Source organism: Starkeya sp. ORNL1, assembly GCF_012971745.1.
Taxonomy (GTDB): Bacteria; Pseudomonadota; Alphaproteobacteria; order Rhizobiales; family Xanthobacteraceae; genus Ancylobacter.
Window position 1 is genome coordinate 1,368,487 of sequence record NZ_CP048834.1, and the last position, 15,706, is coordinate 1,384,192.

14 protein-coding genes are annotated in these 15,706 nt (G+C 64.8%); 11 read left to right on the forward strand and 3 right to left on the reverse strand.

Annotated elements, in window-relative coordinates; all coding sequences use genetic code 11:
- Positions 1–188 precede the first annotated feature (188 nt).
- From G3545_RS06680 to G3545_RS06695, 4 genes are read left to right on the forward strand one after another with little or no spacing between them, the layout of a single operon-like run.
- Positions 189–1,685, forward strand: coding sequence for a pyridoxal-phosphate dependent enzyme (locus G3545_RS06680; protein WP_170011032.1), 1,497 nt, complete (start codon positions 189–191; stop codon positions 1,683–1,685).
- Positions 1,686–1,693: 8 nt separating this feature from the next.
- The gene (locus G3545_RS06685) at positions 1,694–2,653 is read left to right on the forward strand and encodes a CoA transferase subunit A (protein WP_170011034.1); all 960 of its coding nucleotides are present in this window, start codon (positions 1,694–1,696) and stop codon (positions 2,651–2,653) included.
- Entirely contained in the window at positions 2,643–3,446 is an 804-nt protein-coding gene (locus G3545_RS06690; RefSeq protein ID WP_170011036.1) for a CoA-transferase, read from the forward strand. The genes G3545_RS06685 and G3545_RS06690 overlap by 11 nt, the downstream gene beginning before the upstream one ends.
- 26 nt (positions 3,447–3,472) lie before the next feature.
- On the forward strand, positions 3,473–4,417 hold the full coding sequence (locus G3545_RS06695) for a TIGR03619 family F420-dependent LLM class oxidoreductase (RefSeq protein WP_170011038.1): 945 nt from the start codon (positions 3,473–3,475) through the stop codon (positions 4,415–4,417).
- A 119-nt stretch (positions 4,418–4,536) separates the two neighbouring features.
- Here G3545_RS06695 and G3545_RS06700 read toward each other — a convergent pair whose 3' ends face one another.
- Together G3545_RS06700 and G3545_RS06705 are read right to left on the reverse strand one after the other, a co-directional pair.
- Positions 4,537–4,776 (reverse strand): hypothetical protein, encoded by a 240-nt coding sequence (locus tag G3545_RS06700; protein WP_170011040.1) that lies wholly within the window; start codon positions 4,774–4,776, stop codon positions 4,537–4,539.
- Between the two features lie 26 nt (positions 4,777–4,802).
- Entirely contained in the window at positions 4,803–5,306 is a 504-nt protein-coding gene (locus tag G3545_RS06705) for a hypothetical protein (RefSeq protein WP_170011042.1), read from the reverse strand.
- A 431-nt stretch (positions 5,307–5,737) separates the two neighbouring features.
- Here G3545_RS06705 and G3545_RS06710 point away from each other — a divergent pair, with 431 nt between their 5' ends.
- The 7 genes from G3545_RS06710 to G3545_RS06740 all read left to right on the forward strand — a co-directional run bounded on the left by G3545_RS06710 (position 5,738) and on the right by G3545_RS06740 (position 15,067).
- Complete coding sequence (locus G3545_RS06710) at positions 5,738–8,905, forward strand: AAA family ATPase (protein ID WP_170011044.1); 3,168 nt, start codon at positions 5,738–5,740, stop codon at positions 8,903–8,905.
- 6 nt (positions 8,906–8,911) lie between these two features.
- Complete coding sequence (locus G3545_RS06715) at positions 8,912–10,060, forward strand: YcaO-like family protein (RefSeq protein ID WP_170011045.1); 1,149 nt, start codon at positions 8,912–8,914, stop codon at positions 10,058–10,060.
- Between the two features lie 4 nt (positions 10,061–10,064).
- Positions 10,065–10,790 (forward strand): TfuA-like protein, encoded by a 726-nt coding sequence (locus G3545_RS06720; protein ID WP_170011047.1) that lies wholly within the window; start codon positions 10,065–10,067, stop codon positions 10,788–10,790.
- Between the two features lie 240 nt (positions 10,791–11,030).
- Positions 11,031–12,053: a hypothetical protein gene (locus G3545_RS06725; RefSeq protein WP_246702719.1), complete on the forward strand. Its 1,023-nt coding sequence runs from the start codon at positions 11,031–11,033 to the stop codon at positions 12,051–12,053.
- 27 nt (positions 12,054–12,080) lie between these two features.
- Positions 12,081–12,809 carry a hypothetical protein gene (locus G3545_RS06730; RefSeq protein ID WP_170011051.1) on the forward strand — a complete coding sequence of 243 codons (729 nt, stop codon included), beginning with the start codon at positions 12,081–12,083 and terminating at the stop codon, positions 12,807–12,809.
- Positions 12,810–12,933: 124 nt separating this feature from the next.
- Positions 12,934–14,061: a kelch repeat-containing protein gene (locus tag G3545_RS06735; protein WP_170011053.1), complete on the forward strand. Its 1,128-nt coding sequence runs from the start codon at positions 12,934–12,936 to the stop codon at positions 14,059–14,061.
- Positions 14,062–14,161: 100 nt separating this feature from the next.
- On the forward strand, positions 14,162–15,067 hold the full coding sequence (locus tag G3545_RS06740; protein WP_170011055.1) for a S1C family serine protease: 906 nt from the start codon (positions 14,162–14,164) through the stop codon (positions 15,065–15,067).
- Between the two features lie 77 nt (positions 15,068–15,144).
- Here the strand turns inward: G3545_RS06740 and G3545_RS06745 are convergent, their stop codons facing one another.
- On the reverse strand, positions 15,145–15,627 hold the full coding sequence (locus G3545_RS06745; RefSeq protein WP_170011057.1) for a hypothetical protein: 483 nt from the start codon (positions 15,625–15,627) through the stop codon (positions 15,145–15,147).
- Positions 15,628–15,706: the final 79 nt, after the last annotated feature.

Genomic DNA, 15,706 nt, shown 5'->3' on the forward strand with positions numbered 1-15,706 from the left:
AGCTGGGCGCTGTGTCGTCCGACTTCAGCTCCCCTGGCACCATCTGCCCGCAATCCGGGCAGCCGCGCCGCCTATTTAGTCAATTGACATGCATGTAAATAAAAGAAATTCTGTCTCAATGGTTCTATTATTAGAACGATAGGGAATAATGGTTCCGGCGCATCATGCGTCACCGTACCGGGCATCGCATGAATCCGTTCGAACTGACTGCCGACATCGCCGATCCCGCCGCCTACCGCGTCACGGTTGCTCATTTGCGCGGGCGCGGGATCGCCTTGCCGAGCTTCGCCGAACTGGCGCAGCCTCGCCTCATGCCCGCCGGCCGCAGCGCCGCGGCGGCGCTGGCCGACACGAGCGCGCCCGACCCGCACAATCTGTTCGGCGTGCATTGGTACAATGCGGCGATGAGCGTCGCGGGACGCGAGGTGCCTGCCCATATCGAATTGCCGAGCAGCGTCACCGGCGTGCCGGCGCGCATCTTCGTCATGCTCGGGCGGCATTTCCCGCTGATCCGGGCGCACAAGGTGCTGGCGGCCTATGCCTGCCTCGCCCCGCGCCTCGTCACCGGGCGGTTCGACCCGACGCGCCATCGCGCGGTTTGGCCGTCGACCGGCAATTACTGCCGCGGCGGCGTCGCCATATCGCGCATCCTCGGCTGCCGCGGCGTCGCGGTGCTGCCCGGCGGCATGAGCGCGGAGCGCTTCGACTGGCTGGAGCAATGGGTCACCGACCCGGCGGATATCGTGCGCACCCCCGGCACGGAATCCAACGTCAAGGAGATCTATGACGCCTGCGCCGAGATCGGGAAGGACGAGGCCAATGTCATCCTCAACCAGTTCTCCGAATTCCCGAACTATCTCGTGCATTATGCCGTGACCGGCGCCGCCGCCTCCGCGCTGTTCGAGGCTCATCGCGAAGGCGCGCCGGCTCTCAGGCTCGCCGCCTTCGTCGCCGGCACCGGATCGGCCGGCACGCTTGGCGCCGGCGACCGGCTGAAGGAAGAGCATGGCGCGAAGATCGTCGCCATGGAGCCGGTGGAATGCCCGACCCTGCTCTATAACGGCTTCGGCGAGCACAACATCCAGGGCATCGGCGACAAGCATGTGCCGCTGATCCACAACGTCACCAACACCGACATCATCGCCGGCGTCTCCGACCAGGCCTCGGACGACCTCGCCCTACTGTTCGGCAGCGCGGCGGGCCGCGCCTATCTGATGGAGCGGCGCGGGCTTGAGCCCGGCCTCGTCGAGGCGCTCGGCACGCTCGGACTGTCCGGCATCGCCAATGTGCTGGCCGCGATCAAGACCGCGCGCCGTCTCGACCTCGGGCCGGACGACGCGATCCTCACCATCGCCACCGACGGTGCCGAACTCTATGGCAGCGAGCGCGCTTTGCATCTGGCGCGCAAGGGCGGGAGCTACGACCAGATCGATGCGGCGGAAGCGTTCGGCCAGCATCTGCTCGGCGGCGATGCCGACCATGTGCTCGAACTCGACCATCGCGACCGCCAGCGCGTGTTCAATCTCGGCTACTACACCTGGGTCGAGCAGCAGGGCATTGCGATCGAGGATTTCGAGCGCCGCCGCCACCAGTCGTTCTGGAAGGGCCTGCACGCCCAGCTCGGCGCCTTCGACGAACTGATCGCCCGTATGAACCGCGACGCCGGCGTCGCCATCGCCGCCTGAGGACAAGCATGAGCGCCGTCACCCCTTATCTCGAACTCAGGCAGGCGACGCGCGAGCGCGACCGCAGCCTGCGCGACAAGGTGATGTCGCTGGAGGAAGCGGCGAAACTGGTCAGCAATGGCGAGCACGTCGCGCTCGGCGGCTGCACCGCTTCCCGCACGCCGATGGCGATGCTGTGGGCGCTGATCCGCGCGGGGACGCGGGACCTGACCGTCTCACGCTCCATCGTCTCCACCGAGGGCGACTTGCTCTACGCCTCCGGCGCCTCCAGCCACATCATCACCAGCTGGTTCAGCCAGGGCATCGTCTGGGGTGTCTCCAAGGTGATGCGCGCCTATACCGAGACCGGGCGGGCGCGCTTCGAGGAATGGAGCCACATGGCGATGGGCCTGCGCTATCGCGCCGGCGCCATGGGCGTGCCGTTCCTGCCGATGCGCTCGATGCTGGGCTCCGGTGTGCTCGATCGGGCGGAGGGCGCCAGGGCCATGGAATGCCCGTTCACCGGCGAGACGCTGCTGCTGGTGCCGGCGCTCAACCCGGATGTGGCGCTGATCCATGTGCAGCGCTGCGACGCCTTCGGCAACGCGCAGATCGACGGCCTGACCTTCATGGATGTCGACCTGGCGATGGCGGCGAAGCGGGTGATCCTGACCACCGAGCGCATCGTCTCCAACGAGCAGATCCGCCGCGCGCCGGATCAGACCAAAATCGGCTTCTTTACCGTCGATGCGGTGGTCGAGGTGCCGTTCGGTTCCGCGCCGCATGAAAGCTACGGCCTCTATGAACCGTTCTACGGCCATATGGACCTCTATGCCGAGATGACCGCCAGGGACCCCGATGCTGGCGCCAAGGCTTATCTTGAGCGCTTCCATTACGAGCCCCGGGATTGGGCCGATTATCTCGGCCGCATCGGCATGGCCGAACTGCTCGATGCCCGGCGCCGCGGGAGCAGCATCAATGACGATTGAGGCCCTCGCCGCACTGCCGCCCGACGAGGCGCGGGCCGACTTCACCGCCTCCGAATTGCTGGCGGTGATGAGCGCGCGGCTCCTGAAGGACGGCCAGACCGTGTTCGCCGGCGTCGGCATCCCGCTGCTGGCGGCGATCCTCGCCCAGCGCACCCATGCGCCGGGGCTGACCATATTGTTCGAGGGCGGCGTGATCGGGCCGTTCGTGGTGCCGGGTCGGCTGCCGCCCTCCACCAATGAGCAGCGCTGCGCCCGGCGCGCCAACATGCTGGTCTCGATCACCGAGGTGCTGCTGCTCTTGCAGCGCGGCTATGTCGATGTCGGCTTCATGGGCGGCGCGCAGATCGATCGCTACGGCAATCTCAACTCCTCCTTCATCGGCGATGCCGACAAGCCCAGGATTCGCCTGCCCGGCACTGGCGGCGGCAACGACATTGCCAGCCTCGCCGACATGATCGTCGCCATGCGCCACGAGAAGCGCCGCTTCGTCGAGAAGGTGGATTTCATTACCAGCCCCGGCTTTCTCGACGGTGGCGACAGCCGCGCCGCCTCCGGGCTGCCCGCCGGGGGCATGTTCCGCGTGGTGACCGATCTCGGCATTCTCGGCTTCGATGCGCAGACCCGCGCCATGATGGTGGTGGCGCTGCATCCCGGCGTCTCCGCCGCGCAGATCCAGGCCAATACCGGCTTCCCGCTTCCGGTGCCGGCGGATGTCGCGGTGACCGAGCCGCCGACGCCCGTGGAGCTCACCATATTGCGCGAGCTTGATCCCGAGCGGCTCTACACCGCCTGAAGTTCCCTGTCCTCATGGAGAGCCCGATGACGACCCCGGCCTTCGGCGTTGCCATGCGCAACTTCACGCGCTTCCCGGAGCTGCCGGATGCCGGCGCGTTGATCGATTACGGCGTGCGGATGGAGGAGCTGGGCTTCGAGTCGCTCTGGGTCTGGGACCACATATTGCTCGGCACCGACCCGCATTTCCCGATCATCGATTCGCTGTCGCTGCTCACCGCGGTCGCCGCACGCACTACCACGATCAAGATCGGCACCGGGGTCCTGGTGCTGCCGCTGCGCAATCCGGTCATTCTCGCCAAGCAGCTCTCCTCGCTGGACCTCATCAGCAAGGGCCGGCTGATGCTGGGCGCCGCGGTCGGCTGGTACAAGCGCGAGTTCGACGCCGTCGGCATCCCGTTCGAGCGTCGCGGCAAGATCATGGACCGCAACCTCGACATCCTCCGTCGGCTCTGGACCGAGGATTCGGTCACCGGCGAATGGGACGAGCTCAATCTGCGCAATGCGGTGATGTTCCCCAAACCCATCCAGAAGCCGCATCCGCCGATCCTGATCGGCGGCTATGTCGATGTCGTGCTGAAGCGCGCCGCGACCAAGGGCGATGGCTGGCTCACCTATTTCTACACGCCGCAAGGCTTCAACGAAGCCTGGGCGAAGATCTCGGCCTATGCCGAGGAGGCCGGCCGCGATCCCGCCTCGCTCTACAGCCTCAACCAGCTGCCGATCTATGTCGGCGACCGAGCGACCGGCATGGCGAAGATGACCGAATGGCTGCACGCCGAGTGGGACCTCTCCAAGGGCAGCCTCTCGACCTTCGACAGCGCCATAGTCGGCACCCCACAAGAGTGCGCCGAACAGATCGCCGCCCACATTGCCTGCGGGGTGAAGAAGATCGTCTTCGTGCCGTACCGCTACGAGGCCGAGCAGGTCGACGCGCTGGCGCGCGATGTGCTGCCGCTGCTGCGGGGGTGAGGCGCCGGGCGTGATGGGCGGTGGAATCTGAAGTTACGGCGAGACTTAAGCTGGCGCCGCGCAGCGCACGGTGCTGATTACGTCGAAGACTGGCGATATCACGCGGCCTGGCAGATCATCTACACCGAGCCTTCGAACTTTAGCCCCTCATCTAGCGCCAGAATGATTTGATCAGAAAGATTCCTCAGTTGCTGGACAGCGAGATCAAATGTGTAGCCCAGGTTTTCGTCTTGTGGAAAACTTAGCTCTATAGGCGTCTCAAGCAGGTCAGACTTTAAGTACACAGTGATAAGCGTGACAGGATTTCCGAATCCGTCCGTGCCAAATCCAAGATTACTAATACGAATTGTTGGATTCATCTTTCTGACTCCAAGATTAATTTGGCTCACTCTCGCGGTGAGGACTCCGAATCGACCGTGAATTTGCTAAGAAAAGGCACCCCTTCTTCAGACTTATCGTCTTTTGGACATCTGGATTTGACGACAAGATTGTAATTAAGCCGCACCAGATTACTTCTAAGCGTCGGAACGCTCGCCGTCATCACCAACACTTCACGTTCCAAAGCGCCGCCAGGAAACCTTTGGCGTCCCGTGTCGATTTTTACCAAATCGATGCCGACGAGCGAAGTTTCTCCGCCAACGCTAATGGTGGACAGTCCCGATGACAGAGAAAACTCGAGATCTTCGCTGCGTTTATAATCCCGAATAGATCGCGACATGTTGACCGGAACAAAAAATGCATAAGATATCGTCATAATCGGGGCGCCACCCTGATCATTGATCTCCACGATTCCGGAGTAGAATTCGAGAAGATCTACGAGATCATCTTTAAGAGGCCCCACCCAGTTAAGATATTTTGCCTGAAGCACTCGCTTGATTGGTAAAGACATTGCCGCGCCCTCTCATCTTAGGATGATAAAACGGAAATAAAGCAGAAATTTATATTTTTCCTCGGCAATCATTACCGACGCCGTAGCCGCAAGCGATGCTTGCATGCCCAACTCTTTGTCACAAGCAGAGCCATCGAACCTATGCCAGCAACGCGACGCGCGGCGCGGAAGTCCGTGCATCTCAGATGCAGCACGCAAGCAAACCGGCGGGCGAGCATCGGCGGGATGCGCCACATGAGCGTTCGATGTACCAGTCTGGCGCTTCGCGCTCGCAATCTTGTCGAGCGGCTCAGACCGATCGTGTCTCGTTGGCCACTTGAATACGAATGGGTGAGGTACTCTTGCCACCTCGCGGAGAAATGCCTTTGCGGGTTCGTGCATGGTTGGATTCTTGCTAAGCTACACCTGCGCTCGCAGCCAGGGCATCCGCCATGCCGGACACCAAGCACAACGCCAATCCGGGAGCCGGGGCCGAATTGGACCCTCCGGTCGGCGAGGGTGCGGAACAGAATGGTTCTCGCGAAGCCCGCCACGAGAAGAGAATCCTGACCGTCCTGTCCTATGACCTCGTCGGCTCGACTGCCCTGCTCGGCAAGCTCGACATCGAGGATTTCGAAGCTCTGATCTCCGCGTTCCAGCGAGCCGCGAAGCAGGTAGTAAGCTCCTGCTCGGGAACGATGCGGGCAGAGGCCGGCGATGGCGGCATCGCCGTCTTCCCTACGAGGATGGGAGACAAGGACGCCGCTTCGCTGGCGATCCGATGCGGCTTGGGAATCATCGAGGCATGCCGGCGCGTCGCGGCGGAGAATGGGCGCAGCGACCTTCATGTGAGGGTCGGGGTAGCAACCTCCATCACGCTGATACTGAAAGGCGATCCAGTCTCCGCGCCGGACAATGAAACGGGCGCCGCCTTCGCCATGGCGGTTCGGCTGCAGGCCATGGCGCGCCCGGACAGCGTCTTCGTCTCCGATGAAACGCGCCGCCTGGCGCGGCGCTCCCACGTCTTCAGCAATTGCGGCGTCCATGCGCTCAAGGGCTTTGCGCAGCCCGAGCGGGTCTGGCAGGCGCTGCGCCACAAGCGCGAGGTCGACCGCTTCTTTGCCTTTGGGCGCCTCGCCGGCCCGTTGATCAATCGCACCAGCGAGCTCGCGCTCATCCAGCGGTGCTGGGACGACGCCGTTTCCGGGCACGGCCATGTCATCCTCATCGAGGGCGAAGCCGGCGTCGGCAAGTCGCGCCTTCTCCACGAGGTGCGCCGGCGCACGCGCCTGCAACGCAACAAGCTGCTTTTCTTCCAGTGCATGCCTAGCAACTCGCATTCCTCGCTCCACCCGCTCCGGCAGGCGCTCCAAAGCGAATTGGGTCAAAGCGGGCATGCGATGACGGCGCAGCGCGCCGCCGAGATCTTCGCCGCTCAGGATGTCCGCGACGGCGAGGTGGTCGACGTCTTCTCCTTTCTGCTCGGGCTGGAAGGAGCGCCGGCGGAGTTGAAGGAGCTGGATCCGGGCGCGATCCGGGCACGGGCCAATGCTGCAGTGCGCACGGCGCTGCACGCAATGTGCGCTGGCGGACCGGTGATACTCGTCGTCGAGGATATCCACTGGATCGATCTGACATCGAGGCAGCTTCTCGGCGAGCTCGCAAGGACGGTTCCGGACTGTCCGGCGCTTCTGATCGCGACGACACGACCCGGCTCCAGCGACCGGCTGGACGTCGAGCACGAACGCATCGCACTGGCGCCGCTCGATCATGCCGACACCCGGCGCGCCATCGAGACACTATGGCCGCCCGGATTGGGGAATGTCGCACCCGAGCTTGTCGACCTGGTGGAGCGCGTCACCGGCGGCGTGCCGTTCTTCATCGAGGAGGTCTGCCAGTGGCTGGCGGAGAATGAGACCCTCGAGACCGGGCGCCTGCCCAAGGGCGCCTCGCCCAGCAGGATCTCGGTACTGGAGAGCGTGCTCGGTGCGCGGCTGGAATCTCTCGGGCCCGCACGCGACGTCGCGCGCGCGGCGGCGGCGGCGGGCAATCGGTTCAGCCCCGCACTGCTGGAGAGATTGCTGCCCGAGTTTGACCGGCCTGAGATCGCCGAGGCGCTCGAAGCACTCACCGAGGCCGGCTTCGTCGTCCGTTCGAGGCCGTCCGACCCTCCGCTCTACGGCTTCCGGCACGCGCTGATCCAGGAAACAATCTACGCCGACACGCTGCGCAAGCACCGGCAAGACCTGCACCGGCGCCTCTATGCAAGTGCCAGTAGCGATCGCCACCTTGCCGGCTGGCTGACGACCGCGGCACTGGCCGAACACGCCGAACGGGGCGGACTTCTGGAACAGGCGATCTGCGCGTTTGTGGGCGCAGGGGTGGAAAGCTCGTCCCGGTCGGCCATACCGGAAGCGAGAGCGCTGCTGGAACACGCGATCGATCTCTGCCGGCAGGTGGCCGAGCCGGGCCGACATGACGAACTGCAGCTTTCCGCCATGGTCGCGCTCGGACCCATCCTGACCGCCGCCGAAGGGCCGAACTCCACATACGCCCGGAAGCTCTACGAGGGAGGCGTCGAGATCGCCCGGCGGCGACCGTCGGCCGAACGGGCCAAGTGGTTTCCCATCTATTGGGGGTGGTGGTTCACGGGATCGATCGTCGACGGCGAGCGCGCCCAGGCGGTCGTCAACGACCTGCGCGATGTCGATGATCCGGAAGTCCGGCTGCAGGCCAAGCACTGCCTGTGGGCGGTCGAATTCAACCGTGGCAGCCATGACGGCTGCATCGCGGCCGTGGACGCCGCCCTGCCGCTCTATGACGCCGGCCAGGGCAATGCGAACGCGACCCGCTTCGGCGGGCACGATGCGCGCGTGTGCGCCCTGGCACACCGGGCCCTGTCGGAGTGGTTCATCGGGCACGCGGCGAGTGCCCTGCGATCCATGGCCGAGGCCAGGGCGTGGGCCAGGCAGACCGGCCATGTCAGCAGCATCACCCATGCCTGCATCAACGAGGCGATGCTGCATTGCTACCGACGCGACTTCGCCGCCTTGCGCGGCGTGATCGCCGACCTGCGCGAGCTGACCGAGCGCCACCAGCTTCCGTCCCTCGCGGTTTCGGCGCAGATCTTCGAAGGCTGGTGCGACGGCAATGCCTGCCGCCTTGACGAGGGCAAGGCCAAGATGCGCGAGGGCCTCGGCCTGCACGGCGAGGTGCAGACGCCGGAGGATGAACCGGTCTATTGCGCCATGCTCGCGGAACTCCTGGCGCGGTCGGGCGAGATCGACGAGGCACACGCCCTGCTTCGCTCGGCCGTGGAACAGGCGGAAACCGGCGGCAGCCGCTATTGGCTGGCCGAACTGCATCGGCGAACCGCACTGCTGTTCCTTCAAGCTGGCGCGGATCCGGGTCTTGCAGCGGCAGCGTTCGAGCGCAGCCTCGCCACCGCAGCCACGCAGCAGGCGGTGCCGCTCCTCATCGGCGCCTATGAGACGCTCAATGAGACGCGCGTCGCGCCCGAGCTGCTGCGGCTTTACGTCGACCGCGTCCGATCGGCCGAGGCCTCGGTGGAACCCGGCGCGCCCCTGATCGTGAACCCCGAACCGTCGCTGTGGGGCTAGGCGGCCTTGGAGCAGTATTCCCGCTTTGGTCCGCCGCCGGATGCAACACTGGCGGCGCTGATGCGGATGCGCGAGACCCTCGGCATTACGCGCGTGGCGGACATTACCGGGCTCGATCGCGTCGGCATTCCCGTCGTCCAGGTGACGCGGCCGTGTTCGCTGTCGAACACCGTAGCTCAAGGCAAGGGGACGAGCCTCGGCCGAGCAGCGATATCGGCGATCCTTGAATCCGCCGAGAGCTTCTTCGCCGAGCGCACCGAGCGCTTCGACATCGTCGAGGCATCCGCCGCGGCCTTGGATCTGCCGTACGCGCGATTTGCGCTGCATCTTCGCGACGACGTGCCGGCCGACTGGCAGGACAGGGTGACGGCGTGGGTCGCCGCGGATGATCTTATGGGCGGCGGGCGCCACCTTGTTCCGCTGGAACTGGTGCACACGGCCTATGTCGTCCCACCGAGCCCGACGGATGGGATCTTCATCGCGACCACGACAGGACTGGCGGTCGCCCTCGATACCAGAGACGCGGTGACCCATGGCGTGCTGGAATGTGTCGAGCGCGACGCCCTGGCGCGCGCGCACCGCAGACACGGCTTCTTCCAGCACAGCCGCATCGATCCGGCGACGATCGAGGACGACGGGGTTCTGGCGCTGCTGGACGAACTCGCGGCAAAGGGCCTGCTCGTCGGCCTCTGGCTGGCGCCTTCGCCAACCGGCGTGCCCGCGATCTGGTGCCATCTGCTGGAGAGCGGTCCGCGCGAGACGGCACTGCTGCACCTCCCGGCAGAAGGCTCCGCAGCCGCGCTCGATCCGGCCGCAGCCATCATCCATGCGATCCATGAGGCGGCTCAGGCGCGGCTCGCCGCGATATCCGGTGCCAGGGACGACGTGACCCGCGCGTGCTACCCCAAATACCCGGATTGGCAGATGATCGCGGCGCACCGCCGGCTGATTACCGAAGGTCCGCGCAATATCGACTTCGCCGCGCTTTGCGCCGACGTGCCGAAGGACAATCAAGCCCCCCTGCCCGCTCTCCTCGCTCGTCTCGAGGCCAGCGGCGTGGGAAATCTGTTCGTTGTCGGCCTCGATACCGAACCTTGCGAGGGACTCTCGGCCGTTCGGGTCGTCGTTCCCGAGCTTCTTCCTCTTCTGGCGTGATCCGATGCGACCCAAGCTCGTATTCACCGGCCCCACGCTTTCACACGCGGACGCACGGCGTGCGGCCGACGTGATCTGCCTCCCCCCGGCCGTGCAGGGCTCCATCGTGGCCGCCGTGCAGCACCATGACCCCGCTGCCATCGTGATCGTGGATGGCGGCTTCCAGACCGAGCCGGCAGTGCGGCACAAGGAGATTCTCTGGGCGATCAGCCAGGGCGTTGCGGTCATCGGCGCCGCCAGCATGGGCGCACTGCGCGCCGCCGAGCTTCATCCCCATATGCGCGGGGTCGGCCTCATATATCGCTGGTATCGGCGCTACGCGTTCGCACCGGACGACGCGGTCGCCGTGCTCCACGGTCCTGAGGCGGTCGACTTCTCCCCACTCACCGACGCCCTTGTCGACCTGCGGCGGACGGTGCGAGCCGCGAGGCGTCGCCGGCTGATCGCCAACGACGTCGCCGTTTGCCTGGAGGATGCGGCGCGGTCCCTGAACTTCCGCGAGCGCGCGCTGGAGCGCATGGTTCGCGCCGGCCTGCCGGCCCGCAATGATGCCGAGATCGATATGTGTGCAAATGTCCTGAGGGCGGCCTTCGTCCAGCAGAAGAAGCACGACGCTCTTCAAGCAATAAAGCTTCTGAACGAAAGCCCGCTCGTGACAACATCGCTGTCCCATTTCAAGGTGACGGCGGCCTTTCTCCGAGATCTGGAAGAAGCTGGCCTGTCGATTTGACGGCTACTGTGCCAATTCTTTCTGCAATTTACCTGAAGTAGAAAGATGGTACTATGACCACCCATGAGAGGGTCTGAGCAGCTTAACGCGCCTGAAACGGCCGGCCCGGGGGCACCGTCGGCCGGAACGCGCTTTCTGCTCTATCCTCAGGCACCTCAAATTTCCGGGTATGAAAGACCCGAGACGGTGTGGATCTCGACGCCGCCAGGACAGGTGCATCCCGGGCCGGAAGATCGGCGCATGTACGTGCGCGATCCGGTTCTCGACAAGGAGCCTTACGAATTTCCGAATCTGCCTCCGTTCGTCGGCACGACTTTTCCCCCGGCGGAAGCCGGGTTCGATGGTCATTTCGACCAGATTACGGTGAGCTCACGCCAGTTTCTGGCCGCGCACGCCTTCGGCGCGGCGAGCCGGGTGCTGGACGTCTGGGAGAGTTATCTCGGCAAACCGGTGGCCTGGTACTTCGCCGATACCTATGAGCGGCTCGAGATCATTCCCTATGTGGACTGGGAGAACGCCCAGTCGGGGTATGGCTATCTCGAACTCGGGCGGGAGGCTGGCACGGACGGGCGCGGCCATCCCTACGCGCTCAATTTCGACGTCATCGCGCATGAAATGGGGCACGCCATTCTCTTCTCGCTTTTCGGCATTCCGGCGAAAGGGCTGGGAGACGCGGATTTCGGTCCATTCCATGAAGCCAGCGCCGACCTGATCTCGCTGCTGTCATTCCTGCATTTCGATAGTGGGATGGACCGGCTGCTGCGCCATTGCCAGGCCAATCTGCTGGTCCTCAACGAACTGAACCGCATCGCCGAACTCACGGGCGACCGGCAAATCCGGCTCGCCAGCAATGCGCGAAAGATGTCGGAGGTGACGGGTGAGATGCATGACCGCTCGCGGCCGTTTACCGGCGCCGTCTTCGATACGCTCGTCGATCTCTACCACGCCGGACTGGTGCGGCAGGGGCTCGCCGACGAGAAGCTGCTCGGTCTCGATATAAGGGAGCTCGGCCAGGCGGATATGCAGCGCATCTCCCGCTTTACGGCCGAGGCGTACCAAGCCCGTCCGCTGCTTTTCAAGAGCGAGCTGATCAAGGCGCGCGACGCCGTTGCGCTTGCGCTCGCGCAGGCATGGCCAGCCCTCGATCCCGACGATCTCACCTTCGCCGACGCCGCCGCAACCGTCATGGAGAAGGCGGATCGCGTGGGCGCGGACGTGGCGGCGGGCTTCGAAGAGAACTTCCGATGGCGGGAGATTGCGTGAACCGACGATCCTAGGGAGGAAAATGCAATGGGCGACGAGTTCCACCGGCCTACCCTGACGTTTCCCAACGGCGCCTACAATGCGAGCCAGGTGCGCCTCTATGGCCTCCCGGGGGTCGGCCGGCTGCTATTCGCCGGGGAGTCCGGAGCGGCGGGCGGCGCCAACATCTCTGTATCGGCTAATTTGTCGACGGGTAGCCCGGAGGAGGACGAACGAGCCCGCGCTCAAATGATGCAAGTGATCAACGACATGGTTCCTGACAGACAAATGTCTGACATGGATAAATTTGCCCATTTGGTAAAGCAGAATATTACAATCCCAATATTTTCTGGCATGTCATTTCAGATTGCCCTGGATATGAGAAAACTGGGAAACATTTTCCTGACCGCGGTGACGACATTCAAGGAAGCATCAGAGACGGGTAAGCTTCTCTCGTGCGGACTTATTGTCGGATATGCGTATGAGGGGCACTGTTACGATCTTCCAAAGCCTAAAATCATGCTGATCCCCGTATTCCCTCAGAAAATACCCCCTGATGACTGCGGGTACGATCTGAAGAACGACAAAGTCTCGACCGGTGTGGACAGATACATGCTCTGGATCGTCGACAAGCTCGACGAGTGCGTCGAATTCGAGATGAACCAGGGCTTTGTCGAGCAGCTTGTCCTCGACGCCAACATGCCCGGCAAGCGCTCGCCGACCATGTACGCGTCCCGCATGCAGATGGCCCACCGAAGCGGACGGCTGAGCGAATAGGAGGGCGCCGCCACAACTCGCAAGGGCGTGAACGCATCACGCTTCACGACGACTTGCACCCTGCGATCGAGGCTGCTTCCATTCCCTATCGTCATGCTCCGACGATCTCATCCCGGAGGCCTCGATGGATCGGCGACGCTTTCTGGCGACCGGGTTCGCGACGCTCGCGCTCGGAGTGCAAGCGCGTGCTCAGCACGCCAATCATCTGCCGCCGCTGAAGGAAGCGCCGCCCTCGCCCGCGCCGTATTCCCGGCTTCAGGGCGGCGGCTTCGTGCATCACCTCGAACCGGCGCAGCAAGCGCAGCGCGTGTTCGACAGCCCGGCGTCAAAGGGGCCGCCCGGCCATTGGATTGCCCGGGCGCCGTTGCCACTGCCGCGCAGCGAGATGGCGTGGGCGACCGCCTGGGCGGGGCGCATGCATATTATCGGCGGCTATGGCGAAGGCCGCGTCGATCGGGCCTATCACCATGTCTACGACCCGCAGGCCGATCGCTGGTTCGATGCCGCGCCGCTGCCGCGCGGCGCCAACCATGTGGCAGTCGCTGCGGATGCCGGGCAGGTCTATGCGCTTGGCGGCTTCATCGAACAGAACCGCAATCCGGACACCAACGCCTATGCCTATGACGTCGGGGCGGACCGATGGAGTTCGATCGCTCCCCTGCCCCGCCCGCGCGGCGCCGCCGCGGCGGTCGCATTGAACGGCAGGATCCACCTCATCGGTGGCGCCGGTGCGCCGACCGCGGAGCGGGCGAGCGTCGGCTGGCATGAGGTCTATGATCCACAGGCAGACCAATGGACGGCGCGGAAGGCGCTGCCCGGCGCGCGCGACCATGTCGGCTGCGTCGCCCATGACGGGGTGATCCACATCATTGGCGGTCGCTTCAACACGTTCGAATACAACACCAATCTGCACCATGTGTACCTGCCGGAGCGCGACACCTGGGAGGAGCGCTCGCCGCTGCCGACGGCGCGGTTCGGCCACGGGCTGGTGGTCTATCACGATCGCCTGTTCGCCATGGGCGGCGAGGCCGGCATCCTCAACAAGGGCGTGCCGCAACAGGCCAAGGTGTTCGGGCAGACCGAGAGCTATGATCCGAAGAGCGATACGTGGCAGCAGCATGCGCCGATGCTGACCCCGCGCCATGCGGTGGGCGCGACCGTGCTGGGCGACCGGATCTATGTGGCGGGCGGCGGCGCCGTGCTCGGCGGCTCGCTGCAATCCGCCGTCCATGAGGCTTTCACGCTGGATTGAGAATCCACCGGGCGCTCGCCAAGCTCTTGCGATGATCGGGCCGGTCCATACCTAACGGATATATCCGGCGCCCGCCGGAGCTTCCGTTCGGGATGGAATGATGAATATCGGTCCGATCTTGCGTTCCGTTGTCGGCGTGCGCGCCCATGTTCCGGATGACGCCTTCACCGCCTCCACCCTCGGCACTCGCCGGGAGGGCAGCGGCGTGGTGATCGGCGACAACGGGCTGGTGCTCACCATCGGCTATCTGATCACCGAGGCCGAGGAGATCTGGCTGACCACCCAGGACGGGCGCGTGGTTCCCGCCCATCTGGTCGGCTATGACCAGGCGACCGGATTCGGGGTGGTGCAGGCGCTCGACCGGCTGGATCTGCGCCCGGTGGAATTCGGCGATGCCGCCGGCGCCGCGATCGGCGAGGCGGTGGTGATCGCCGATGGGCAAGGCCAGACCGTCCAGGCCAACATCGTGGCCCGGCAGGAATTCGCCGGCTATTGGGAGTATCTGCTGGACGAGGCGATCTTCACCGCCCCCGCCCACCCGTCATGGGGCGGCGCGGCGCTCCTCGATGCGGACGGCAAGCTGCTCGGCATCGGCTCGCTGCATCTGCAGATGAGCCAGGACGGCGAGGTCTCGGACATCAACATGGTGGTGCCGATCGACCTGCTGCCGCCGATCCTCGGCGATCTGCTCAGCCGGGGCCGGGTCGACAAGCCGCCGCGCCCCTGGCTCGGCACCTTCTCGGCCGAGAACAACGGACGGGTGGTGGTGATGAGCGTGACCGAAGGCGGGCCAGCCGCGCAGGCGGGCGTGCAGCCGGGCGACATCATCTCCGAGGTCAAGGACGCGGAAGTGGAAGGCCTGGCCGATTTCTACCGCAAGCTCTGGGCGAGCGGGCCCGCCGGTTCGGAGGTTCCCATGAGGATCATCCGCAACGGCCGCGAAAGCTGGCTTCGGGTCCGCTCGGCCGACCGCGGCGACTTCCTCAAGCGCCCGCAACTGCAGTAGCCGCGAGCGTTTTCGCGCGCTCAAACCCGGGGCCGCGCCCATATTGCGCGGTCCGGATTCGAGGCGCCAGTCTGCGATCACCAGCAATTGTACGGGAAGAAGGAATACGGGTAGTCGCAGTAACTATCGTCATAGCTCGCCGACTGGTGCCGGCGCCCATGGAAGAAATCGCGACCACCAAAATGGTTGCCGCCGAAGCCTCCATGGTCACCGCCGAAGCCTGCCGGGCTACGACCGAAGCCACCGGCGAACCCTCCATGGGTGCCACCGAAGCCACCGCCAAAGCCGCCATGGCCGCCACCGAAGCCTCCGCCACCAAAGCCTCCCCCGCCAAAGCCACCGCCGCCGAAGCCGCCTCCGCCGCCATGGCCGCCTCCACCTCCGCCACCACCGCCCCCGCCTCTCACATAGATCAGCGAAGCATCGCCCGGGGTCGACACGGCGTTCGTCACCTGAACCGAAGACGGCGTGGTGGCCTGAGCCATGGACGGCATCGTCGAGCTGATCGCCAGCACCGCACCGAGAACGGCGGTCGCCAATATTGGCATTGCTCGCGTCATGATACTCTCCTTTACCTCTAAGCCTTCAGAACGTTTGAAAGCTCACCGGATATGGGTGGGGCAAGGCGAGTTCATTATT

What these genes read in the sequence shown, in the direction of transcription:
- G3545_RS06680 (WP_170011032.1), top strand. Translation starts at nt 189, where the DNA reads ATGAATCCGTTCGAACTGACTGCCGACATCGCCGATCCCGCCGCCTAC.
- G3545_RS06685 (WP_170011034.1), top strand. Translation starts at nt 1,694, where the DNA reads ATGAGCGCCGTCACCCCTTATCTCGAACTCAGGCAGGCGACGCGCGAG.
- G3545_RS06690 (WP_170011036.1), top strand. Translation starts at nt 2,643, where the DNA reads ATGACGATTGAGGCCCTCGCCGCACTGCCGCCCGACGAGGCGCGGGCC.
- G3545_RS06695 (WP_170011038.1), top strand. Translation starts at nt 3,473, where the DNA reads ATGACGACCCCGGCCTTCGGCGTTGCCATGCGCAACTTCACGCGCTTC.
- G3545_RS06700 (WP_170011040.1), bottom strand. Translation starts at nt 4,776, where the DNA reads ATGAATCCAACAATTCGTATTAGTAATCTTGGATTTGGCACGGACGGA.
- G3545_RS06705 (WP_170011042.1), bottom strand. Translation starts at nt 5,306, where the DNA reads ATGTCTTTACCAATCAAGCGAGTGCTTCAGGCAAAATATCTTAACTGG.
- G3545_RS06710 (WP_170011044.1), top strand. Translation starts at nt 5,738, where the DNA reads ATGCCGGACACCAAGCACAACGCCAATCCGGGAGCCGGGGCCGAATTG.
- G3545_RS06720 (WP_170011047.1), top strand. Translation starts at nt 10,065, where the DNA reads ATGCGACCCAAGCTCGTATTCACCGGCCCCACGCTTTCACACGCGGAC.
- G3545_RS06725 (WP_246702719.1), top strand. Translation starts at nt 11,031, where the DNA reads ATGTACGTGCGCGATCCGGTTCTCGACAAGGAGCCTTACGAATTTCCG.
- G3545_RS06730 (WP_170011051.1), top strand. Translation starts at nt 12,081, where the DNA reads ATGGGCGACGAGTTCCACCGGCCTACCCTGACGTTTCCCAACGGCGCC.
- G3545_RS06735 (WP_170011053.1), top strand. Translation starts at nt 12,934, where the DNA reads ATGGATCGGCGACGCTTTCTGGCGACCGGGTTCGCGACGCTCGCGCTC.
- G3545_RS06740 (WP_170011055.1), top strand. Translation starts at nt 14,162, where the DNA reads ATGAATATCGGTCCGATCTTGCGTTCCGTTGTCGGCGTGCGCGCCCAT.
- G3545_RS06745 (WP_170011057.1), bottom strand. Translation starts at nt 15,627, where the DNA reads ATGACGCGAGCAATGCCAATATTGGCGACCGCCGTTCTCGGTGCGGTG.